19 protein-coding genes are annotated in these 23,316 nt (G+C 55.1%); 11 read left to right on the top strand and 8 right to left on the bottom strand.

Going from position 1 to position 23,316, the window contains the following annotated elements; genetic code table 11:
• Positions 1–11: 11 nt before the first annotated feature.
• The 6 genes from accC to acuI all read right to left on the bottom strand — a co-directional run bounded on the left by accC (position 12) and on the right by acuI (position 5,180).
• Positions 12–1,361, bottom strand: a complete 1,350-nt coding sequence (gene accC / locus EPYR_RS01565; RefSeq protein WP_012666659.1) for an acetyl-CoA carboxylase biotin carboxylase subunit — start codon at positions 1,359–1,361, stop codon at positions 12–14.
• An 11-nt stretch (positions 1,362–1,372) separates the two neighbouring features.
• Complete coding sequence (accB, locus tag EPYR_RS01570) at positions 1,373–1,843, bottom strand: acetyl-CoA carboxylase biotin carboxyl carrier protein (RefSeq protein WP_012666660.1); 471 nt, start codon at positions 1,841–1,843, stop codon at positions 1,373–1,375.
• A gap of 21 nt (positions 1,844–1,864) precedes the next feature.
• Positions 1,865–2,317, bottom strand: coding sequence for a type II 3-dehydroquinate dehydratase (aroQ, locus tag EPYR_RS01575; RefSeq protein WP_012666661.1), 453 nt, complete (start codon positions 2,315–2,317; stop codon positions 1,865–1,867).
• 222 nt (positions 2,318–2,539) lie between these two features.
• The gene (msrQ, locus tag EPYR_RS01580; protein WP_041474077.1) at positions 2,540–3,142 is read right to left on the bottom strand and encodes a protein-methionine-sulfoxide reductase heme-binding subunit MsrQ; all 603 of its coding nucleotides are present in this window, start codon (positions 3,140–3,142) and stop codon (positions 2,540–2,542) included.
• A gap of 4 nt (positions 3,143–3,146) precedes the next feature.
• Positions 3,147–4,151 carry a protein-methionine-sulfoxide reductase catalytic subunit MsrP gene (msrP, locus tag EPYR_RS01585; RefSeq protein ID WP_012666663.1) on the bottom strand — a complete coding sequence of 335 codons (1,005 nt, stop codon included), beginning with the start codon at positions 4,149–4,151 and terminating at the stop codon, positions 3,147–3,149.
• 51 nt (positions 4,152–4,202) lie between these two features.
• Positions 4,203–5,180: an acrylyl-CoA reductase (NADPH) gene (acuI, locus tag EPYR_RS01590; protein ID WP_012666664.1), complete on the bottom strand. Its 978-nt coding sequence runs from the start codon at positions 5,178–5,180 to the stop codon at positions 4,203–4,205.
• A gap of 224 nt (positions 5,181–5,404) precedes the next feature.
• Between acuI and csrD the strand changes: the two genes are divergently transcribed.
• The 8 genes from csrD to tldD all read left to right on the top strand — a co-directional run bounded on the left by csrD (position 5,405) and on the right by tldD (position 17,768).
• Positions 5,405–7,354, top strand: a complete 1,950-nt coding sequence (gene csrD, locus EPYR_RS01595; RefSeq protein ID WP_012666665.1) for an RNase E specificity factor CsrD — start codon at positions 5,405–5,407, stop codon at positions 7,352–7,354.
• Positions 7,355–7,668: 314 nt separating this feature from the next.
• Positions 7,669–8,712, top strand: coding sequence for a rod shape-determining protein MreB (gene mreB, locus EPYR_RS01600; protein ID WP_004155044.1), 1,044 nt, complete (start codon positions 7,669–7,671; stop codon positions 8,710–8,712).
• Positions 8,713–8,781: 69 nt separating this feature from the next.
• On the top strand, positions 8,782–9,804 hold the full coding sequence (gene mreC / locus EPYR_RS01605) for a rod shape-determining protein MreC (protein WP_012666666.1): 1,023 nt from the start codon (positions 8,782–8,784) through the stop codon (positions 9,802–9,804).
• Positions 9,801–10,289 carry a rod shape-determining protein MreD gene (mreD, locus tag EPYR_RS01610; RefSeq protein WP_012666667.1) on the top strand — a complete coding sequence of 163 codons (489 nt, stop codon included), beginning with the start codon at positions 9,801–9,803 and terminating at the stop codon, positions 10,287–10,289. Before mreC ends, mreD begins: the two co-directional genes overlap by 4 nt.
• Before the next feature lie 9 nt (positions 10,290–10,298).
• Positions 10,299–10,880 carry a Maf family protein gene (locus EPYR_RS01615; protein ID WP_012666668.1) on the top strand — a complete coding sequence of 194 codons (582 nt, stop codon included), beginning with the start codon at positions 10,299–10,301 and terminating at the stop codon, positions 10,878–10,880.
• A 1-nt stretch (position 10,881) separates the two neighbouring features.
• On the top strand, positions 10,882–12,351 hold the full coding sequence (rng, locus tag EPYR_RS01620) for a ribonuclease G (protein ID WP_012666669.1): 1,470 nt from the start codon (positions 10,882–10,884) through the stop codon (positions 12,349–12,351).
• 68 nt (positions 12,352–12,419) lie between these two features.
• Positions 12,420–16,214: an AsmA2 domain-containing protein YhdP gene (gene yhdP / locus EPYR_RS01625; protein ID WP_014538456.1), complete on the top strand. Its 3,795-nt coding sequence runs from the start codon at positions 12,420–12,422 to the stop codon at positions 16,212–16,214.
• A gap of 108 nt (positions 16,215–16,322) precedes the next feature.
• Positions 16,323–17,768 (top strand): metalloprotease TldD, encoded by a 1,446-nt coding sequence (gene tldD, locus EPYR_RS01630; protein WP_012666671.1) that lies wholly within the window; start codon positions 16,323–16,325, stop codon positions 17,766–17,768.
• Positions 17,769–18,048: 280 nt separating this feature from the next.
• Here the strand turns inward: tldD and EPYR_RS01635 are convergent, their stop codons facing one another.
• On the bottom strand, positions 18,049–18,555 hold the full coding sequence (locus EPYR_RS01635; RefSeq protein ID WP_012666672.1) for a DUF943 family protein: 507 nt from the start codon (positions 18,553–18,555) through the stop codon (positions 18,049–18,051).
• A 345-nt stretch (positions 18,556–18,900) separates the two neighbouring features.
• Positions 18,901–19,572 (bottom strand): hypothetical protein, encoded by a 672-nt coding sequence (locus EPYR_RS01645; RefSeq protein ID WP_012666674.1) that lies wholly within the window; start codon positions 19,570–19,572, stop codon positions 18,901–18,903.
• Between the two features lie 541 nt (positions 19,573–20,113).
• Here EPYR_RS01645 and aaeX point away from each other — a divergent pair.
• Genes aaeX through aaeB form a run of 3 tightly spaced genes read left to right on the top strand, consistent with a single transcriptional unit; the run spans position 20,114 to position 23,229 of the window.
• Positions 20,114–20,317, top strand: coding sequence for a p-hydroxybenzoic acid efflux pump operon protein AaeX (gene aaeX / locus EPYR_RS01650; protein WP_012666676.1), 204 nt, complete (start codon positions 20,114–20,116; stop codon positions 20,315–20,317).
• A 7-nt stretch (positions 20,318–20,324) separates the two neighbouring features.
• Entirely contained in the window at positions 20,325–21,257 is a 933-nt protein-coding gene (gene aaeA, locus EPYR_RS01655) for a p-hydroxybenzoic acid efflux pump subunit AaeA (RefSeq protein WP_012666677.1), read from the top strand.
• Positions 21,258–21,270: 13 nt separating this feature from the next.
• Positions 21,271–23,229 carry a p-hydroxybenzoic acid efflux pump subunit AaeB gene (aaeB, locus tag EPYR_RS01660; protein WP_012666678.1) on the top strand — a complete coding sequence of 653 codons (1,959 nt, stop codon included), beginning with the start codon at positions 21,271–21,273 and terminating at the stop codon, positions 23,227–23,229.
• The last annotated feature ends 87 nt before the right edge of the window (positions 23,230–23,316 follow it).

Below are 23,316 nucleotides of genomic sequence, written 5' to 3' on the forward strand. Positions count from 1 at the left end.
ATCTGGCGCACTTACTTCTCTTGCAGACCGAGTTTTTTCTCCAGATAGTGGATGTTAGTCCCACCGTGCTGGAAATTCTCGTCCGACATGATTTTCATCTGCAGTTCGACGTTGGTCTTGATGCCGTCAATGATCAGTTCAGCCAGCGCATTTTTCATGCGTGAAATCGCCACATCACGGTTTTCGCCAAAGGTAATCAACTTACCAATCATGGAGTCATAGTACGGCGGTACGGTGTAACCGGCGTAGATATGGGATTCCCAACGCACGCCAAAACCACCGGGCGCGTGGAAGCGGGTGATTTTGCCAGGGCTTGGCAGGAAAGTATTCGCATCTTCGGCGTTGATACGGCATTCCACCGCGTGACCGCGAATAACCACTTCTTCCTGTTTGATCGACAACGGCTGGCCGGCGGCAATGCGCAGCTGCTCTTTGATCAGGTCAACGCCGGTGATCATCTCGGTAACCGGGTGCTCAACCTGAATACGGGTGTTCATCTCAATGAAATAGAACTCACCGTTTTCATACAGGAACTCGAAGGTGCCTGCGCCGCGATAGCCGATGTCGATACAGGCTTTCGAGCAGCGTTCGCCGATATAGCGACGCATCTCTTCGGTAATGCCCGGTGCTGGTGCTTCTTCCACCACCTTCTGGTGACGACGCTGCATGGAGCAGTCGCGTTCGGCCAGATAGATGGCGTTGCCCTGGCCGTCTGCCAATACCTGAATTTCGATATGGCGCGGGTTTTCCAGGTACTTTTCCATATAAACCATGTCGTTGTTGAAAGCCGCTTTGGCTTCCGCTTTCGTCATGTTTATCGACTGTTCCAGCTCTTTGTCGCTGCGTACCACGCGCATGCCGCGACCGCCGCCGCCGCCGGAGGCCTTGATAATCACCGGGTAGCCGATGCGTTTCGCAAAGGCGCGGTTCTTATCCATATCCTCGGTCAGTGGGCCGTCAGAGCCTGGCACCGTAGGCACGCCCGCTTTCTTCATCGCGGTGATCGCCGACACTTTATCGCCCATCAGGCGGATGGTGTCCGCTTTCGGCCCGATAAAGATAAAGCCTGAGCGCTCGACCTGCTCGGCGAAGTCCGCATTCTCGGAGAGGAAGCCGTAGCCTGGGTGGATAGCCACCGCGCCGGTGATCTCGGCAGCAGAAATCAGCGCCGGGATATTCAGGTAGCTTTTCACTGACGGAGGCGGGCCAATACAGACGGTCTCGTCGGCCAGCAGCACATGCTTCAGGTCGCGATCCGCCGTGGAGTGCACCGCAACCGTTTTAATACCCAGTTCTTTACAGGCGCGCAGAATACGCAGCGCAATTTCACCACGGTTAGCAATTACAATTTTATCCAGCATGGTTTGCCCCGTTATTCGATGACGACCAGCGGCTCGTCAAACTCAACTGGCTGACCGCTTTCGACCAGAATCGCTTTCACGATGCCGGACTTATCGGCTTCGATCTGGTTCATCATTTTCATTGCTTCAACGATGCACAGAGTGTCACCGGCGTTGACTTTCTGACCGATTTCCACAAACGCTTTCGCGTCAGGGCTTGGGGTACGGTAGAAAGTACCGACCATAGGAGAACGCACGATATGGCCACCGATCTCGGCAGCAGCAGGCGCTTCCATCGCCGGAGCGGTAGCCGAAGCCACGGCCGCTGCCAGAGCAGGCTGCTGCATCATTGGTGCGGCATAAGCCTGCTGCATCATTGGGTAGCCGGTATTGACCGGTGCACGGCTGATACGAACGGACTCTTCGCCTTCAGAAATTTCCAGTTCAGCAATGCCTGATTCTTCAACCAGTTCGATCAGTTTTTTAATCTTACGAATATCCATGAGTGTGGTTCCGTACTCTGTTTAATGAGATGGTGACAGGCGTTTAACTGCCGTCTGTAATGCCCAGGAATAACCGTCGACGCCAAGTCCACAGATCACGCCGGCAGAAATATCAGAAAGATATGAATGATGACGAAAAGGCTCGCGAGCATGCACGTTTGACAAGTGAACTTCAATAAACGGAATGCTGACGGCCAGTAGCGCATCACGCAGCGCCACGCTGGTATGGGTGAACGCCGCCGGATTAATGACGATATAATCGACGTTGCCTTTCGCCTGATGAATGCGGTCGATCAACGCATGTTCCGCATTGGACTGGAGATGGCTGAGCGTGACGCCCAGCGCATTGGCCTGCAATGTCAGCCCACTGACAATCTCTTCCAGCGAGGTATGGCCGTACTTTTCCGGCTCACGCGTACCCAGCAGATTCAGATTGGGGCCGTTCAAAAGCAGTACATGCAACTTGCCGCTCATTTTGCTGCCATCTCCCGCGATAATTTAGGCATCGCACAAAATACATGGCTAAAGCCAGTTTGTCACCTTTTCAAATGAAAATTGGCATAAGGGATCCGGGAAAGGCGGGGATTGCCCCCATATCAATGCATTTAGCCTGTAAGTCACGGTCGTATCAGCGAAGATGATTATCAGCGACCAGGGACTGGCAGGAAGAAGCCTTAAGTAAAGCCCGATTCGCGACTACCGCGCCAGCCACTTACGCAGCTTTTTATAGCGCCATGCCAGCAGGATCGCCGCGCTTAGCGCGTAAATCCACGGCTGGGGCGAGTACGTTTTTACCGACCACAGATAGTGAACCGGCGCGAGTATCGCCACCAGGTAGATGGCGTTATGCAGCGTTTGCCAACGCTTACCGAGTTTGCGTTGAGCACGCTGGAATGAGGTCAGCGCCAGTGACAGCAACATCATCCAACTGACGATGCCCAGCGTCAGATAAGGGCGCGAAACCAGTTCCGAACCCAGCAGGCCAAGATGATTGATGCCGAGTTCAAGCAGAGAATAGCTCACCAGATGCAGCGTTGCCCAGGCGAAACTCCACAGCCCCAGCAGACGCCGTACGCGGATCAGCAACGGCTGCTTGCCATAACGCGCCAGCGGCGTCACCGCCAGCGTGGCAAGCAGGAACTTGAGCGCCATCCTGCCGGTAAGATGCTGGATATCTTTCGCCGGATCGGCGCTGAATCCGCCCTGATTGAGGGTGAGCAGCAGCCACAGCAGCGGTAGAAAACCCGCCAGATGCAACAGCACCTTCAGCCAGGTTATCTGGATTAAGGTCAGCCGCACCATCTCAGAAGTTTTCCCGCAGGTCGAGACCGCGATACAGGGCGGCCACCCGGTCGGCATAACCATTGAACAGCAGCGTCGGCTGGCGCTGCACATCAAGAATACCGCCGGAGCCAATAAAGCGTTCAGTTGCCTGCGACCAGCGCGGGTGGTCGACGTGGGGGTTAACGTTAGCGTAGAAACCATACTCATGCGGGGCGGACAGGTTCCATGTGGTCGGCGGCATCTCCTTGACCAGGCTGATTTTCACGATGGATTTGATGCCCTTAAAGCCGTATTTCCACGGCACGGTCAGACGGATCGGTGCGCCATTTTGCGGCGGCAGGGCTTTACCATAAACGCCGGTGGTTAGCATCGTCAGAGGATGCATGGCTTCATCCAGCCGCAGACCTTCCACGTAAGGATAATCCAGCCCGCCGCCGATAAAGCGATCCTGCTGGCCCGGCATCTGATCCGGGGCGTACAGCGTGTGGAAAGCCACAAAGCGGGCATTGCTGCTCGGTTCTGCGGCTTGCAGCAGTTTGCCCAGCGCGAAGCCAACCCAGGGAACCACCATCGACCAGCCTTCCACACAACGCATGCGGTAAATCCGTTGTTCTTGCGCAAAGCGTTTAAAAATGTCATCCATATTTAGCGTCAGCGGTTTCGCTACTTCACCCTCTATCTCAAGCGTCCAGTCGGCGGTTTTCAACGTGCCGGCATGGGCGGCCGGGTCGGCTTTATCCAGCCCGAACTCATAGAAGTTATTGTAACCCGTCACCTTATCTTCCGGCGTCAGCGGGAGGTTGGCCTGGAACTGCGGTGGTTGACTGAAATCCAGCGGTCGGCCCGATGCCATACGCGGACGCTCGTTGCCTTTAAACCATGAAAGCAGGTCGGCATGCGCAGCGCCGGGCAGGGACAGCGCCGCCGCGCTCAAACCCAGTATTTTCAACACCGTGCGGCGGCGAGCATGAAACAGGTTCTCTGGCGTAACGTCATTTTCTGTCAGTTGGTTAACGGCTTTCATCTGTGGCCCTGTCTCTGGTAGTGAATTATGGCGCTTTGCGTGGGCAAACGGTTAACGGATACGCACCAGCGTGCGGCCGGTCATCTGATTATTCAGCAGTTTTTCTGCCGCTGCCACCGCTTCAGTCAGCGCGACTTCGCTGGTCGCCTGCTGATAAAATGTCGCGGGCAGCACCTGCTGCAAACGCTGCCAGGCGAGATGACGGCGCGCTACGGGAGTCATCACCGAATCGACGCCCTGCAGGCGTACGTTGCGCAAGATAAACGGCATAACGCTGGTGGGCAGAGCGGCGCCCCCCGCCAGCCCGCACGCGGCAACCACGCCATTATAGTGGATTTGCGCCAGTACCGTGGCCAGCACCTCTCCGCCAGAGGTATCTATCGCTCCGGCCCAGCGCTGTTTTTCCAGCGGGCGAGATCGTTCGCTGAACGCGCTGCGCGGCAGCACCTCACTGGCCCCCAGCTGATGCAGATAATCGTGGGTTGATTCGCGCCCGCTAACGGCGACCACCCGGTAACCGAGCGCGTTGAGCAGCGCCACGGCGGTACTGCCGACCCCGCCGCTGGCACCCGTTACCAGAACGTCACCGTCGTCTGGCGTCACGCCGCCTTCCTCCAGCGCCATGACGCACAGCATGGCGGTGAAACCGGCCGTGCCGATGATCATTGCCTGACGGCCATCCATGCCTTGCGGCATCGGCACCAGCCAGTCTGCTTTTACCCGCGCCCGTTCAGCCAGACCACCCCAATGGTTTTCGCCAACGCCCCAGCCGGTCAGCAGTACCGGCTGGCCGTGGTGAAAGCGCGCATCGCTGCTGCTGTGCACTTTACCGGCGAAGTCAATGCCGGGTACCATCGGGAATTGGCGAATAATTTTTCCCTTGCCGGTTATCGCCAGCGCATCCTTGTAATTAATACCCGACCAGTCAATATCCACCGTGACATCGCCCTGGGGCAGACTGTCGTCAGGCAGATGTTTGATGGCTGCGGTAGTTTTATCTGCTGGCTGTTCAAGCACCAGTGCCTGCATAAGGATCTCCTGAAATATGAATATTTATTCTCTGAGAGCGGTCGGCCATGACTATACGCGCTAAAATGAACATTGATCCGATCTCAGATCGGCATTTGTTGGACACGATGTGTTATTTTCCTCTGGCGCTGTACTCTGGCATCCTGTTGTTTTCGATCGTTAACAACCAGCTCGCGATGCTGAGTTAATGACATTGGCCATTACGGCATTTCACTGGCATAAGAATGCGATTAACCACCAAGCTTTCTGCAATTGTTACCCTGCTCAGTTCACTGGCGATGTTGTTGATGTTGGTCGGCTGCGTGCTGAGCTTCTTCTATCTTAGCAACCAGCGGGCAGAGTATCGGGTTCAGCTGATGGCTGATGAAGTTGATAGCGCATTATTTGCTCAGACGCCCGCACAGATCGAATCCTGGCTGCGCCAGGTGATGAATCCGTTGCGCATAGAACATATCGAACTATCCCAGGATAACCGGCCGCTGCTTAAGGTCACTCGCCATCAGCGCCCGCTGTTGCAGGATGAGCCTAATCGTTATCGTCAAACCGTGCTGCCGCTGACTCAACATACGGATATGGCTTTACGTATCCAGTGGGTCGATTCCACCCGTACCTGGTTTACCTCTTTGATTGGTGCCTCCAGTCTGTCGGCGATTATCGGCGTGGTGGTGATTATGATGCTGCTGCTGTTGCAGGCGCATCGCTGGCTCTACCGACAATTGCAGGGAATGGAGCGTCTGGAAGCGCGCGCCGGGGCGGTGATCAACGGTGACAGAGCCACCGTCAGGCCGGGTTCGGTACATGAATGGCCGCCAAAAGCCAGTAGCGCCATCGATTTGCTGCTGTCGGATTTAAAAGAGGCGGGAGAGCAGCATAACCGCATCGACACGCTAATCCGGGCCTTCGCCGCGCAAGATGCGCGTACCGGCCTGAATAACCGCCTGTTTTTTGATAATCAACTGACTACCCTGTTAGAAGACCCGGAAGCGGTAGGCACGCACGGGATGGTGATGATGATCCGACTGCCGGATTTTGACACCCTGCGCGAACGCTGGGGGCATGCCGAGGTACAGGAATATCTGTTTGCCCTGGTCAACATGCTGTCAACCTTTGTTTTGCGTTACCCCGGTGCGCTTCTGGCGCGCTATTTCCGCAGCGACTTTGCCGTCCTGCTGCCGCATCGCAGCGTGAAAGACGCGGATAGCATCGCCTCACAGTTGATCACCGCAGTAGACAGCCTGCCGTCGACGCGGATGGTGGATCGTGATGACATTATCTATATTGGTATCAGCGGCTGGCACAGCGGGCAAAGTACGCAACAGGTGATGGAAAACGTCGAACTGGCGACGCGCCAGGCCATGCTGCAGGGCGGTAATAACTGGTCAGTCGGTGAGGGCGGCCAACAGGATCTGACGCGCGGTAGCGTTAAATGGCGCACTTTGCTGGAGAATACCGTCAATCAGGGCGGCCCGCGCCTGTACCAGAAGCCGGCCGTTAATGGCCTGGGTGAAGTCCATCATCGTGAAATTTTGCCGCGTATCTATGACGGAGAAAAAGAGCTGCTGTCGGCCGAATATCTGCCTATGGTGCAGCAACTCGGTCTGGCAGAACGCTATGACCGCCTGCTGGTAAAACGCGTCGTCACGCTGACTGAATGGTGGCCGGAAGAAACGCTGGCCATTCCACTGACTCTTGACTCCCTGTTGCAACGCTCTTTCCTGCGCTGGCTGCGGGATAGCCTGTTGCAATGCACTCAATCGCAAAGAAAACGTATTTTGTTTGAACTTGCGGAAGCCGATGTGTGTCAACACATCAATCGCCTGGCTCCCGTCTTTCGTTTGCTTTACGGTTTTGGTTGTAGCGTGGCGGTCAATCAGGCGGGTCTGACGGTCGTGAGCACTGCCTATATCAAACAGTTCCAGATTCGGCTGATTAAACTGCATCCGGGCCTGGTGCGCAGTATTGACAAGCGCACCGAAAATCAGCTGTTTGTCCAAAGCCTTCTTGAGAGCTGCCGGCAAACGGGCGCTGAGGTTTTTGCTGCAGGAGTCCATTCAAGGGAAGAGTGGCAAACGCTGGCAGAGCTGGGCGTTACCGGGGGGCAGGGAGACTTTTTCGCCGCGTCCCAATCAGTTAACACCAGCGTAAAAAAATATTCGCAAAGATATCGAGTTTAGTCTCACGTTCGCCCGGTTTTCACGTAGAATACTTGCGCGGTCGTGGTCAGGAACGGCGTTATCGCCGGCCGAGGCAAAACTTAAAATGTTAAATTTTATGTATGTTATGTCCGTCAATCCGTCTTGAAACCAGGGCTGAATGCCGTAATGACGGCCTCAGTTGCGCAAAAGAGCGTACCGGTAGTGTTGTCGGCACGAAATAGCACAATTTTTCACCGGAGCAGGACGTTTTTGCGCCTTGTCGCTGCTTCGCGTGGTTGGTAGAGTAAGCGGATTTTATTTTTCGCCCCCAGCTTGCAGGATTATCCTTTAGTATGTTTAAAAAATTCCGAGGCATGTTTTCCAACGACTTGTCCATCGACTTGGGTACCGCCAATACCCTGATTTACGTGAAAGGGCAGGGCATCGTGCTTAACGAGCCTTCCGTCGTGGCTATCCGTCAGGATCGTGCTGGTTCTCCCAAGAGCGTAGCGGCAGTCGGCCATGATGCGAAGCAGATGCTGGGGCGCACCCCTGGCAATATCGCCGCTATTCGCCCGATGAAAGACGGCGTGATTGCCGATTTCTTCGTCACCGAAAAGATGTTGCAGCACTTCATTAAACAGGTGCACAGCAACAGCTTTATGCGTCCAAGCCCGCGCGTACTGGTTTGTGTGCCGGTAGGCGCCACCCAGGTAGAGCGCCGGGCCATCCGTGAATCCGCTCAGGGTGCAGGTGCACGCGAAGTGTTCCTTATTGAAGAGCCAATGGCAGCGGCTATCGGTGCGGGCCTGCCGGTTTCTGAGGCAACCGGTTCGATGGTGGTTGATATCGGTGGTGGTACCACTGAAGTGGCGGTGATCTCGCTTAACGGCGTGGTCTACTCTTCTTCTGTGCGTATCGGTGGCGACCGCTTCGACGAAGCGATCATTAATTACGTGCGCCGTAATTATGGCTCTCTGATTGGTGAAGCCACCGCTGAACGCATCAAGCACGGCATTGGCTCCGCCTATCCGGGCGATGAAGTGCGCGAGATCGAAGTGCGCGGTCGTAACCTTGCCGAAGGGGTTCCGCGCGGCTTCACCCTGAACTCTAACGAGATTCTGGAAGCGCTACAGGAACCATTAACCGGTATCGTGAGTGCGGTAATGGTTGCTCTTGAGCAGTGCCCCCCTGAACTGGCGTCTGATATCTCCGAACGTGGCATGGTTCTGACCGGTGGTGGCGCGCTATTGCGTAACCTTGACCGCCTGCTAATGGAAGAGACCGGGATCCCCGTAGTCGTTGCAGAAGATCCGCTGACCTGTGTGGCACGCGGGGGCGGCAAAGCGTTGGAAATGATCGACATGCACGGCGGCGATTTGTTCAGCGAAGAATAATCTGCCTGAAGGAGTGGCGGGTCGCTGCCCGCACTCCTTTTTCATGTTGTCGAGGAAAACGCCGAGTTTATGAAGCCGATGTTCAGCAGGAGATCTTCCCTGCAGTTACGCTTATTTTTAGCGATTATTGTGGCAATAGGCGTGATGATTGCCGACAGTCGCATGGGTGCTTTCTCCCAGATCCGCACCTACATGGACACGGCCGTCAGTCCATTCTATTTCCTGGCCAATGGCCCTCGTCAGATTTTAGACCATGTTTCTGAAACATTGGCCTCCCGCCAGCAGCTTGAGCTGGAAAACAACGCGTTACAACGTGAACTGATGCTGAAGAACAGCGAACTGCTGCTGATGGGCCAGTTCAGGCAGGAAAACGCCCGGCTGCGAGAACTGCTGGGATCGCCGCTGCGTCAGGACGAACACAAAATGGTGACGCAGGTGATCTCCACGGGCACCGATCCTTACACCGACCAGGTGGTGATCGATAAAGGCAGCGTGAATGGCGTCTATGAAGGACAGCCGGTGATCAGCGATAAAGGCGTCGTCGGGCAGGTGGTCGGGGTGGGAAAAGTGACCAGCCGCGTGCTACTGATTTGTGATGCGTCCCACGCGTTGCCGATCCAGGTTTTACGTAATGACATCCGCGTGATTGCCGCCGGTAATGGCTGTACTGAAGAGCTGCAGCTTGAACATTTGCCGGGTAACACCGATATTCGCGCTGGCGATGTGTTGGTGACATCCGGCCTGGGGGGGCGCTTCCCTGAAGGTTATCCGGTTGCTGTCGTTTCGTCCGTTAAAGTAGATACCCAGCGTGCGTATACGGTGATTCAGGCGCGCCCCACTGCGGGCCTGCAACGCTTGCGCTACCTGCTGCTGCTGTGGGGAGCGGATCGTAATGGCACCATGCCAATGGCGCCGAATGAAGTGCATCGCGTGGCGAATGAACGCCTGATGCAGATGATGCCGCAGGTGCTGCCGCAGGCCAGCGAGGTGGCCGGACCTCCGGCACCTGATGCGGCGGGCAACGCACCGGCCGCCCAAAAAACAGACGCCACTAGGGTGCGCACGCCAGCCGTGCAGGGAGCCCAGCCTTGAGCCGCTACCGCAGTCACGGGCGCTGGGTTATCTGGCTCTCTTTCCTCGTCGCACTGATGCTGCAAATCATGCCGTGGCCAGAACAGCTGCTGTTATTCCGGCCATCGTGGTTATTGCTGATCATCATTTACTGGGTGCTGGCGCTGCCGCATCGGGTGAATATCGGCACCGGGTTTATGATGGGATCTATAATGGATCTCATCTCCGGTTCAACCCTCGGGGTACGTGCACTGGCTTTGAGTATTATCGCCTACCTGGTCGCCTTTAAGTTTCAGCTGTTGCGTAATCTGGCGCTCTGGCAACAGGCGTTGCTGGTGATGGTGCTGTCGCTGGCGATGGATGTCATTGTCTTCTGGTCAGAATTTTTGGTGATCAACGTTTCTTTCCGCCCGGAAATCTTCTGGAGTAGCGTTATCGACGGTGTTCTCTGGCCGTGGCTATTCTTACTGATGAGAAAGATCCGTCGCCAGTTTGCCGTACAATAAAGGACTCATATGCTATCCCTGTATCTGGCTTCTGCTTCTCCGCGCCGCCGCGAGTTGCTGACTCAACTGGGCCTGTCATTCGAACGTCTCACTTTGGACGTTGCAGAACAACGATCTGAAGGTGAAACCGCAGAACGCTACGTCAAGCGCCTGGCGCGTGATAAAGCGCAGGCCGGCGTGGCCGTTGCCCCGACCGATTTACCGGTGCTGGGAGCGGATACCCTCGTCGTCCTGAATCATGAGGTGTTGGAAAAACCCACAGATGCCGCCGCCGCCGCCGCCATGCTGGCAAAGCTTTCCGGGCAGACCCACCAGGTGATGACGGCGGTGGCGCTGGCCGATCGTCACCAGATGCTGGATTGTCTGGTGGTCACCGAGGTGACTTTTCGCCTGCTGACGCCTGAAGATATCAACGGGTATATCGCCAGCGGAGAGCCGATGGACAAAGCGGGCAGCTACGGTATTCAGGGATTTGGCGGTAACTTCGTCAGAAAAATTAATGGAAGTTATCACGCGGTGGTGGGGTTGCCTTTAGTGGAAACGGCCGAGCTGTGGCGTCATTTTCAGGCGTTGCGTGAAGTGAGAGGTTGAAATGACAGCTGAGCTACTGGTCAATATTACGCCGTCGGAAACGCGAGTTGCCTACATCGACGGTGGCATTTTGCAGGAAATTCATATCGAGCGCGAAGCGCGTCGCGGCATCGTCGGTAATATTTATAAAGGGCGCGTCAGCCGCGTTTTACCGGGCATGCAGGCGGCGTTTGTTGATATCGGCCTTGAAAAAGCCGCGTTCCTGCACGCCTCAGATATTATGCCTCATACCGAGTGCGTAGCCGGTGACGAGAAGAAAAACTTTATCGTGCGTGATATCTCCGAGCTGGTGCGTCAGGGGCAGGATCTGATGGTGCAGGTAGTGAAAGATCCGCTCGGCACCAAAGGCGCGCGTCTCACTACCGACATCACCCTGCCGTCGCGCTATCTGGTGTTTATGCCGGGGGCTTCACACGTTGGCGTCTCGCAGCGCATTGACAGCGAAGCCGAACGCAACCGTTTGAAAGAAGTGGTAGCGGCTTATTGCGATGAACTGGGCGGCTATATCATTCGCACCGCCGCCGAAGGAGTGGGTGAAGACGAACTGGCTTCTGATGCCGCTTTTCTTAAGCGTTTGTGGACCAAAGTCATCGAGCGCAAAAAACGTAATCAGACGCGCTGCCGCCTGTACGGTGAGGTGGCGCTGTCGCAACGCATTCTGCGCGACTTTGCCGGTGCCGCGCTGGATCGCATCCGTATTGATTCGCGGCTAAGCTTTGAACATCTGCTGGAGTTTACCAGCGAATATATTCCGGAAATGACCGCGAAGCTGGAGCTGTATACCGGCAAGCAGCCGATATTTGACCTGTTCGACGTCGAAAATGAAATCCAGCGTTCGCTGGATCGTAAGGTGGAGCTGAAGTCCGGCGGATATTTGATCATCGACCAGACGGAAGCCATGACCACTGTCGATATCAATACCGGGGCGTTTGTCGGGCATCGCAATCTGGAAGAAACTATTTTCAATACTAATATTGAAGCGACCCAGGCCATTGCCCGTCAGCTGCGCTTACGTAATCTGGGCGGCATCATCATTATCGACTTTATCGATATGAATGATGAAGACCATCGTCGCCGGGTGCTGCATTCTCTGGAGCAGGCGTTGAGCAAAGATCGGGTGAAAACCGGCGTTAACGGCTTCTCTCAGCTGGGGCTGGTGGAGATGACGCGTAAGCGAACGCGCGAAAGTATTGAACACGTACTGTGCCAGGATTGCCCGGTGTGCAAAGGGCGCGGCACGCTGAAAACCGTTGAGACGGTCTGCTACGAAATTATGCGTGAGATCGTGCGCGTGCATCATGCCTATGACTCAGATCGCTTCCTGGTCTACGTTTCGCCATCCGTGGGAGAGGCGTTGAAAAGCGACGAATCACATGCTCTGGCCGAAGTAGAAATCTTTGTCGGCAAACAGGTTAAAGTCCAGGTTGAACCGCTCTATACTCAGGAGCAATTTGACGTGGTGATGATGTAACCTGCCGCCGGTTATCTGACAAGGTGACCGACTGCACGTTTGTTCCTGCAGAACACCAGGAGAGGTGAGTGAGGCAACTGCCGAGGATTTTGTTACTGACTTGCGCAACATTAGTGGTCGTGACTGCGCTGGCGATCAGCGGTCTGCGCCTGCTGATGCCGCACATGAACAGCTGGCGTACGCCGATCCTTGAACGAGTCTCGGCGGCGACGGGAGTGACGGTGCAGGCCAGCGCTCTGCAGGGCAGTTGGGAAAACGTTGGCCCGCGCCTTGAGATCGCTGATATTCAGGCCGGCCTTGCCGATGGCGGTAGCATGCAGATCCAGCGCGTCACGCTTGCCCTGGATATCTGGCAGTCATTACTTCATCTGCGCTGGCAGTTCCGCGATCTCACCTTCTGGCATTTGCGCCTTGCCACCAATACGCCACTGTCATTTGGCGACGGCCACCGGTCGGCTGTCGCTGCCGAACGCCTCAACGATCTCTTCCTGCATCAGTTTGACCACTTTGATCTGCGCGACAGCGAAATCAGCTTTTTGACGCCTTCGGGTCAGCGTGACAGCCTGGCTATTCCACAGCTGACCTGGATGAATGAAAAAGAACGCCATCGTGCTGAAGGGCTGGTCAGCCTTTCCAGCATCACCGGCCAGCACGGTGTGGTACAGGTGCGGCTTGATCTGAGTGACAGCAACGGCTATCTCGATACCGGACGCGTATGGATGCAGGCCGATGATGTGGATATCAAACCCTGGCTTGGGCAGTGGATGCGGGACAATACCAGCCTGCAAAGCGCCCGTTTCAGCCTTGCGGCCTGGATGGAGGTCAAAAATGGTGACATTCACACCGGGGATATCTGGCTGAAAGAGGGCGGCGCCAGCTGGCAGGGGGATGCGCAGACACATCGCTTTAGCGTCGATAATCTGACAGCACATATCAGCCGCTTTAAAGGCAGCTGGAGTCTGAAGGTGCCACAGACGCGCTTTATTATTGACGACCAACCCTGGCCCCACGGACAGCTGTCACTACTGTGGCAGCCGCAGAATAAGCAGTTGCCCGGACCTGACGGCCAACCGGAACTCAGGTTACGCGCCACCGATCTCGATCTTCAGCACCTTGAACCGCTGATCCCGCTGTTTGCCAGGCTATCACCGAAGCTGCTGGCGAACTGGCAAACCTTGCAGCCGCGTGGCCAGCTTAGCGCGCTGGCGCTGGATATTCCGCTGCAAAAGCCGGAGCAGACACGTTTTCAGGCCAAATGGCACGGTTTGAGCTGGCGGCAGTGGCAGCTGTTGCCCGGCATGGAAAACCTCGACGGCACGCTGGCGGGTGGCGTTGCCGACGGACGCATCACCTTTCAGCTTCAGAAGGCGTCGCTGCCCTACGGGGATATGTTCCGTGCGCCGCTGGAGATCGAACGAGCCAGCGGCGCACTGCGCTGGCAGTATGGCCAGGATGGGTTGACGCTCTCCGGTCAGCAGCTGGATGTGAAGGCGCGCTCGCTTTGGGCGCGCGGTGATTTCCGCTATCAGCAGCAGGACCAGGCACCGCATCTCGCTATTCTGGCTGGCATCAATCTGACCAATGCCGGTGACGCCTGGCGCTATTTCCCCGAACCCCTGATGGGGAAATCCCTCACCGATTATCTCAGCGGGGCGATCAAAGGGGGCGAGGTACATAACGCCACGCTGCTCTTTGCGGGCGACCCGCATCAGTTCCCGTTTGCGCATCACGAAGGGATGTTTGAGGTGGCAGTACCGCTGCGTCAGGCGACCTATGAGTTTCAACCCGGCTGGCCAGCGCTGGAAAACCTCGATATTAACCTCGATTTTGCCAATAACGGGCTGTGGATGCAGGCACCGGAGGTGAAGCTTGGCGAGGTTAACGGGCACAATATTTCGGCAGCGATCCCGGATTATTTGCAGCAGAAGCTGATTATCGACGGCGACATCAGGGGCGATGGCTCGCAGATACGCGGCTATTTTAATCGCTCCCCGCTGAAGTCATCGCTGGGGGCTGCGCTTGAAGAACTGCAGATCGGCGGAGATGTAAGTGGTCGCTTACATCTTGATATACCGCTGAATGGTCAGGAGGTGCAGGCCACGGGGGATGTTAATCTGAAGCAGAATTCACTGCTAATTAAGCCGCTTGGCACGCGCTTTGAACAGCTTACCGGACGTTTTGTTTATGATAACGGCAATCTGAAAAGTGATGCGATGAGCGCCCGCTGGTTCGGTCAGCCGCTTGGCGTTCGTTTTACCACTCAGGAAGGCGAGAAAGATTACCGCATCGGCGTCGACCTTGATGCCGACTGGCGGCCGGGGCAAATGCCCCCTTTACCGTCTGCCGTGCGCCAACAGCTGGCGGGTAATCTGCCATGGCAGGCCAGGGTGCAGATCGCTCTGCCTCACCGTGGCGGGGCAGAGTACCAGATAGGCATTGAAGGCGACCTGAAGAATGTAAGTAGTCACTTACCTTCTCCGCTGAATAAAGCCTCCGGTGAGGCGCTGCCGATTATCCTGGCGGTGAAAGGTGACCTGAAGCGTTTTGATCTGAGCGGTGCGCTCGGCGACAGCCAGCGCTTCAACAGCCGCTGGCTGTTGGGCAAGCAGCTGCGGGCTGAACGCGGCGTGTGGCAAAATAATGTGTCGCGCACACCGGCACTGCCGGACAGCCACGGGATGTTGTTGAATCTGCCGCCGCTGGATGGAGAAGCCTGGCTGGGGCTTCTGGGCGGCGGTATGGGTGCGGGCGGTAAGGCCGGTGGCGCAGTGCTGCCGGGTGATATCCGGCTGCATACCCCGGCCTTATCGCTGGCGGGCCAGCAGTGGCAGGATCTTACCGCCACGCTCAGCCAGGGCGCGGCCGGTGAAATGAAGGTCGCTGCCGAAGGCAAGGATATTCATGGCTCGCTGGCCATCAAACAGGGCAGCCCGTGGGCGGTCAACCTGAAATACCTGTATTACAATCCGCAGTGGGATAGCAAAGAGCGCGCCGTGCCACTCCCCAGCCATGCCACGACGGTCAACTTCAGCCGTTGGCCAGCGCTGCGCCTGAACTGCGATGAGTGCTGGCTGGGTGGGCAAAACATGGGCCGTATGCAGGCCGAACTGCAACCGTCCGGTGATACGCTGACATTAAAAAATGGCCTGATTGATAGTGGTAGCGCGCGTCTGACGGCCAGCGGTGAATGGGTCAACCGGACCGGTGAGCAGCGTACTGCGCTAAAAGGCGTACTGAGCGGCAAGAACATCGATCGGGCGATCAACTGGTTTGGCGTGACTTCGCCGCTGCGCGATGCGCCCTTTAAGTTCGAATACGATCTGCACTGGCGCGCCGCCCCGTGGCAGCCTTCCAGCGAAACGTTGAGCGGCGTGCTGAAATCTTATCTCGGTTCGGGTCATATTGCTGATATCTCTACCGGACGAACGGGTCAGCTGCTGCGGCTGGTCAGTTTCGATGCCCTGTTACGCAAGCTACGCCTCGACTTCAGCGATACCTTCAGCCAGGGCTTCTACTTTGATTCGATTAATGCAACGGCCTGGATTGAGAACGGTGTGATGCATACCGATAATCTGCTGCTGGACGGGCTGGAAGCGGATATCGCGATGAACGGCGATATCGATTTGGTGCAGCGCCGGGTCAATTTGCAGGCCACGGTGGCTCCGGAAATATCGGCTTCGGTTGGCGTCGCCACGGCATTTGTCATTAACCCGATTGTCGGTGCCGCCGTGTTTGCCGCCAGCAAAGTGCTGGGGCCGTTATGGAACAAGATTTCCGTCTTGCGTTACCACATTAGCGGCCCGATTGATAAGCCGCAAATTGATGAGGTGTTGCGTAAACCGCGTGAAGTCAGCGAAAAGTGAATTTGACGTAGCTGGGGAATTGCCTCAGGCTACCCCTATTGCCATATATCCCAACCCAGTTAAGTGATGAAGCCCGGATGCGGGCTTATCCCTGTAAAGTGAGAATTCATGAGTCTGAATCTGGTAAGTGAGCAGTTACTAACTGCGAACAACGTGAGTCAAAGCGACCTCTTTTCCGTTCTCGGCCAGCTATCTGAACGCAGGCTGGACTACGCCGATCTCTATTTCCAGTCCAGCTTCCATGAATCATGGGTGCTGGAAGACAGGATTATTAAAGACGGCTCTTACAATATTGACCAGGGCGTGGGCGTGCGTGCCATTAGCGGTGAAAAAACCGGCTTCGCCTATGCCGATCAGATCACGCTAAATGCGCTGCATCAGAGCGCAACGGCAGCACGCAGCATTGTGCGCGAGCAGGGCAACGGTCAGTCCCGTACCCTGGCAGCCGTGGTTAATCGTGCACTCTATCCGGCGCTGGACCCGTTACAGAGCCTGACGCGTGAAGAGAAAATTGCGCTGTTGCACCGCGTTGACAGCGCCGCACGCGCCGCAGATAAACGCGTGCAGGAGGTTTCTGCCAGCCTGACCGGCGTCTATGAGCAGGTGCTGGTTGCAGCCACCGATGGCACGCTGGCTGCCGACGTGCGCCCGCTGGTGCGCCTGTCGGTCAGCGTGCAGGTGGAAGACAACGGCAAGCGCGAACGCGGCTCCAGCGGCGGCGGCGGGCGTTTTGGCTATGAGTTCTTCCTCGCCGATGAAGCCGGTGAAGTGCGAGCGGAAGCCTGGGCGCGTGAAGCGGTGCGCATGGCGCTGGTCAATCTGGAGGCGGTGGCGGCTCCGGCGGGCAGCATCCCGGTGGTGCTGGGTGCAGGCTGGCCGGGGGTGCTGCTGCACGAAGCGGTCGGGCACGGTCTGGAAGGCGACTTCAACCGTCGCGGCACTTCAGTGTTCAGCGGGCAGATGGGCCAGCTGGTGGCTTCTGAACTCTGTACCGTGGTGGATGACGGCACCATTGATGGTCTGCGCGGTTCGCTTGCTATCGACGATGAAGGTGTTCCTGGTCAATATAACGTGCTGATTGGAAACGGTATTTTGAAAGGATACATGCAGGATAAACTCAATGCGCGCCTGATGGGCGTTGCGCCGACCGGCAACGGTCGCCGCGAGTCATATGCACACCTGCCGATGCCGCGCATGACCAACACCTACATGCTGGCGGGCCAGTCCACGCCTCAGGAGATCATCGAAAGCGTAGAATACGGCCTGTATGCGCCAAACTTTGGCGGCGGCCAGGTGGATATTACTTCCGGTAAATTTGTCTTCTCTACTTCAGAAGCCTATCTGATCGAAAACGGTAAAGTGACCAAACCGGTAAAAGGCGCTACGCTTATCGGTTCCGGTATTGAGGCGATGCAGCAGATTTCGATGGTCGGTAATGACCTTGCGCTGGACAAAGGCGTTGGCGTCTGCGGCAAAGAGGGGCAGAGCCTGCCCGTCGGCGTTGGGCAGCCTACTCTGAAGCTGGACAAGCTGACCGTGGGCGGTACGGCTTAAACCATCGCTTTCGGCTCTTACCGGGGTGTGTGGGGGATAAGTCATTCCGCACACCTCAATAGCCTGTTTATGCCTTAACAGAACATTAAGATCGTTGGGCCATGACCCACCGCAAACAGATCATGCGCTGTTTCCCCCGAAGCCATCGGGCAGGTGATTAAACCCCCTGTGCCGTCGGGCGCTGGCTAGTCCGAAGTATGACTCTGACTGCGGCTGTATGGCTGCTGCAAGGCGGGGAAACAGAAAATTTTCTGGTGCTTTCTATGCGAGGGAGAAGCACTCAATCGGATTTGTTCTTTCTTATTTCCCCAGCGTCATTGATACGATATGTTCCACTATCCAGGATGAAATACATCCCGGAGTTTTTGCTATTCTTCACCAGAATAAGTGAATTTTTATCGATGCATTTTTTTTGTGTTTTCCTATCTTCGAAGCATTGCCTGTCAGATTTCCCTTCCTCTTTATAGCCTTCACCAAACAGCCAGAAGACGACAGTAAAAGAACCATCCGACTCTGGCTCAGGGGTATCATATTTTTCTTTCAGCATATCCCTGTTTTTAAGCCACCACTCTATTTTTCCGCTGTCCGTAAATGGATTTTTTTTATTGTTTTTTGTAAAATAGTCAATGATTGGGGGTTGACGCTCAGTGGATCGAAAAAAAAATGTTATGGAAATTTGAAGGTGCCTGAAGTCCAAAGAGGCCGCCGCTGAACGGCAGCGGGAGCTTGGCCGGTAAGAGCAGCAGCTTATCGGCCACACGCCGGAACGGCAGCGCGGGATGAGCATGTAAACCTGGAGTCTGCCAAAAGTTATCAGAAATATAAATGAGCCTTACCTGATGAAAAAAAACAAAAAGGCAAGTGCTGTCATGATCCCTGTTGCCCATTTCCAGTTTCTGGATCTCTCAAAGTAAAAAAAGACTATCTGGGATATGAAGATAATCAACAGGATTAGTCCGGCAAAAACTTTTCCATTATTACTGCTATTACTGAGTGAACCTTGAGGAAGAGTCGGATCCATATCATATACAACGCCATATTTATCAATCGTAGATAAATAAATGACTATCATGCACAGTAAATAAAAAATAATAAATATTATCCTGATAAGCTTTTTCATGCGGTTATAATCCTATCTCCAGAGCAGTATATTAAAGTGCTGCCAGTTTCTGACAATAAAATCGCCATACCGCGTATCTTTTTTTATACTTTCCAGGCTCGGGTTGGTGCCCCGGTTATATCGGGCCCCAATAATTTTTACATCATCCATACTGAGCTGAGCTGGTAACTTGTCATAGTCGGCAAGTTGGCGTAAATGCATAGCCGCGAGGTTGATATTATAGGTGTCTTTTTCAAGGCACTGCGACAGTGCACGGAGTTCTGATATGCTCATCTGGTCTGCGTTGAGACCCATAGTTTTAGCGGCGGTACGCAGTTGCATACTGACAAATCCGAATGAGGTTTTAGCCGGTGGAGAGGTTACAGTGAAATTACTGTCGATACAAGCTGGTCCGCTCCAGTCTATGGCGCGAATTTCAAAAGCAAAACGATCTATAATATTTGGATCACCGCCTACTTCAATCCAGCAGACTCCAGCGAGTAATTCTGGAGGAAGGTTATAGCGAAGAGCAGCCAACCTGATAAGCGAACTATGTTTTTTTACCCAGGCGTCTTTAAAACCTCTGGCATAGAGTCTGCCGCCGCCGAACTTTTCAGGAAGGACTTTCCAGCGGAATACATCAAGCAAAGTCCAGGAGGGTGACTTTGTCATTACTCTGCATTGTTCAAAATTGCGCATATCCATTTGAAAATCTCCCTTAATTGAGGTCTGACGCTCAGTGAAACGAAAGCCTGTGTTAAGAGGTTTCGACCGTGCTGTGAACCGGTAATTTCGCACAGTTCAATAGCCTGTTAATGTCACAACCATTGTTGAATGCTGACAGTGCACAATGCACCTGTTGTGCTTTAGCCACATCCTGTTGCAGCAGCGCTGAAAATAGATTTTATCCGCCGGGATTAGCCCCAGATTGCGGACAGAACCCGGCTCCACCACGTTGATAAAAACGGACATCCCCTTGAGTCTTGCCATGATTCACTCTGACTTAAAAGTGATTTAGATCACATTTGGTAGATAACTTATAGTCAACCGCGTTACTATAGCAGGAATGGGTTACCGTTTCGTTGTACTACTCCCGTTATATGCCGGTTCCGTTTTAAGCTGGCATTAAAAAAACCTGGTTCGGATCGACGTCTGACTGAGCGTTTATCATCACCTGCAAGCGTACTTCCCTGAACCGGAAGAAGAGCGGTGAGATAGCCCGGTAGCGTGTCTATAAGGATAAAAGATGAGTGTACTTCCGGTTGTTGTCGTCTTTGGAATGTCATTCCCCCCCATTTTTATTGAAATTATTGTGTCACTGATGCTGTTCTGGCTGATACGGCGTGTGATTACGCCAACCGGACTTTATGACCTGGTGTGGCATCCTGCCCTGTTTAATACCGCGCTCTACTGCTGTCTGTTCTACGTTGTATCCCGAATGTTCGTCTGAGGTCATAGTGAAAACGCTAATAAGAAAAATTTCCCGTACCGCCATTACGCTGCTGCTGGCGATCGTCGCGATGGTGCTGATTTTCCGCGTCTGGGTGTTTTACACCGAATCACCCTGGACGCGTGATGCCAGGTTTACCGCCGATGTCGTAGCGATCGCGCCCGATGTCAGTGGCCTGATCTCCGAAGTGCGCGTGCGCGATAACCAGCTGGTGCAGAAAGATCAGGTGCTGTTTACTATCGACCAGCCGCGCTATCAGAAAGCGCTCGATGAAGCACAGGCCGATGTGGCCTATTACCAGGCGGTGATGAGTGAGAAACGTCGAGAGGCCGGGCGCCGCAACCAGCTGGGGGTTTCTGCCATGTCGCGCGAGGCCATAGAGCAGGCGAACAACGATTACCAGACTACGGAACACCAGCTGGCCAGGGCGGTTGCTTCACGCGACCTGGCCAAACTGGACCTGGAGCGTACCGTGATCAAAGCGCCATCAGCAGGCTGGGTAACCAACCTGAATGTCTATACCGGCGAATTTATTACCCGTGGATCGACCTCGGTGGCGCTGGTAAAACAGAACTCATTCTATGTGCTGGCCTATCTGGAAGAGACCAAGCTGGAAGGTATTCGTCCCGGCTATCGTGTTGAAATTACCCCACTGGGCAGCAATCAGGTGCTGCGCGGCTGGGTTGACAGTATTGCCGCAGGCGTGACCAACAGTAGCAGCACCGTTGACAGTAAAGGCATGGCGACCATTGATTCAAATCTGGAGTGGGTACGCCTGGCGCAGCGTGTTCCGGTTCGCATTCATCTTGACAGGCAGCCGGGTAATCTCTATCCCGCCGGAACCACGGCGACCGTCGTCGTGACCGGCGCTCAGGATCGCCAGGATAAAGACATGCCACCGTTGATGAAGCTGATGCATCGTCTGCGCGAGTTTGGTTAAGGCGGGGCAGATCATGCAGTGGTATCGTCTGCGCTTTCCAGTCAAACTGACCTTCGCTATTCTGCTGGCGCTGTTTGTCGGCTTTGAATTCAATCTTGAAACCCCACGCTGGGCGGTGATGACCGCCGCGATTGTGGCGGGCGGTACTGCGTTTGCTGCCGGGGGCGATCCGTTCTCAGGCGCTCTGCGCCACCGTGGGATGCTGCGCATCATCGGCACCTTTATCGGCTGTATTGCCGCGCTGGTGATTATGATTGCCACCATCCGGGCGCCCGTGGTGATGCTGCTGTTGTGTTGCATCTGGGCCGGGGTCTGCGTGTGGGTGTCTTCGCTGATCAAAGTTGAAAACTCTTATGCTCTCGGACTGGCTGGCTATACCGCGTTGATTATTGTGGTCAGCCTGAATGCTAATGGATCATTGCTGCTGGCACCGCAGTTTGCCGTGGAGCGCTGTAGTGAAATCATTATCGGGATTGTCTGTGCGATCCTCGCCGATATGCTGTTTTCACCGCGTTCAATCAAACAGGATATTGACCGCGAAATTGATGCACTGCTGGTGGAGCAGTACCGCCTGATGCAGCTGTGCGTAGAACATGCTGATAAAGAAGAGGTCGATAAATGCTGGGCCGGGCTGGTACGCCGCACCACCGCTCTTAACGGAATGCGTACTCATCTGATGATGGAGGCCGGGCGCTGGCACAAAATTGATCCGCGCCTGCAGGTGCTGAATACCCTGTCGCTGACGCTCATTACTCAGGCTTGTGAAACCTTCCTGATCCAGAATAACCACCCTGAGTACGTTCCGCCCCAGTTCCAGCTGTTGTTCAGAAAGCCGACGGCAAACGTTGCCGATATCCATCAACGCATGAAAACTATGCGTCGGGTCATCACCGCCAGCGGCACTAAAAATACCCCGACGACGATCGGCAGTTGGGTTGGGGCAGCCAGTCGTTATCTGCTGCTGCTGAAAGGGATCCACACTAACAGCAGTATCGGCCATCGCGAAGAAGAGATGCTGAATGTTGACCCGGTAGTGAAGATGCGTTCGGCGGAAACCCGGCATGCGTTGGTGAATGGGATACGTACTTTCGTGGCAACCGCCGTGGGTTCACTGTTCTGGTTGTGGACCGGCTGGACATCGGGCAGTGGTGCGATGGTGATACTGGCCGTCATTACCTCGTTGGCCATGCGTATGCCTAACCCGTTGATGGTCGCTAAAGATTTCCTGTACGGCATGATCGTCGCGATCCCGCTGGGGTCGCTTTACTACATGGTGGTGATGCCGAACACCCAGCAGAGTATGCTGCTATTGTGTATCGCGCTGGGGCTGATCGCCTTTATCAGCGGCCTTCTTATCCAGCGGCGTCAAATTGGTGCGTTAGGTGCGCTGGTCGGCACCATCAATATCCTGACGCTGGACAACCCGATGCAGTTTGAAGTCAGCCCGTTTCTGGATAATGCCCTCGGCCAGGCGATCGGCTGTTTTGTCGCGCTGCTGGTTATTCTGCTTATCCGCGATACCTCTAAGGCGCGCGTCGGGCGCATTTTGCTCAATCGCTTTATGTATGCCGCCGTATCAGCGATGACCACCAATACCGTGCGGCGCAAAGAGAACCACCTGCCTGCGCTATACCAACAGTTGTTTATGCTGATGAACAGCTTCCCTGGCGACATCAACAAGTACCGGCTGGCGCTGACGCTAATCATCGCACACCAGCGACTGCGTGCTGCTGACGTGCCAATCAACCCCGACCTCTCAGCGTTTCATCAGCAGCTGCGCCACACTGCCGACCGGGTGATCTCGGCCGGCAGCGATGCGAACAGACGTGACTATTTTGAGCGCCTGCTGGCTGAGTTCGACGTTTACCAGCAAAAACTACAGCGGTATCAGGCTGCGCAAAGCGTGACTGAACCCGTTGCGCGTCTGGCGATGGTATTAAAGAAATATCAGCAAACGCTGATCGAGGTGTGAGTTTTGCTCAGGCTGGCAGATAAGCTGTAATGTGGTGCCTCCACTCGATTGTACCGTCTGGCTTCCTCTTTCCAGGTTCGCTCAGTA

The organism is Erwinia pyrifoliae DSM 12163 (assembly GCF_000026985.1).
Lineage (GTDB): Bacteria > Pseudomonadota > Gammaproteobacteria > Enterobacterales > Enterobacteriaceae > Erwinia > Erwinia pyrifoliae.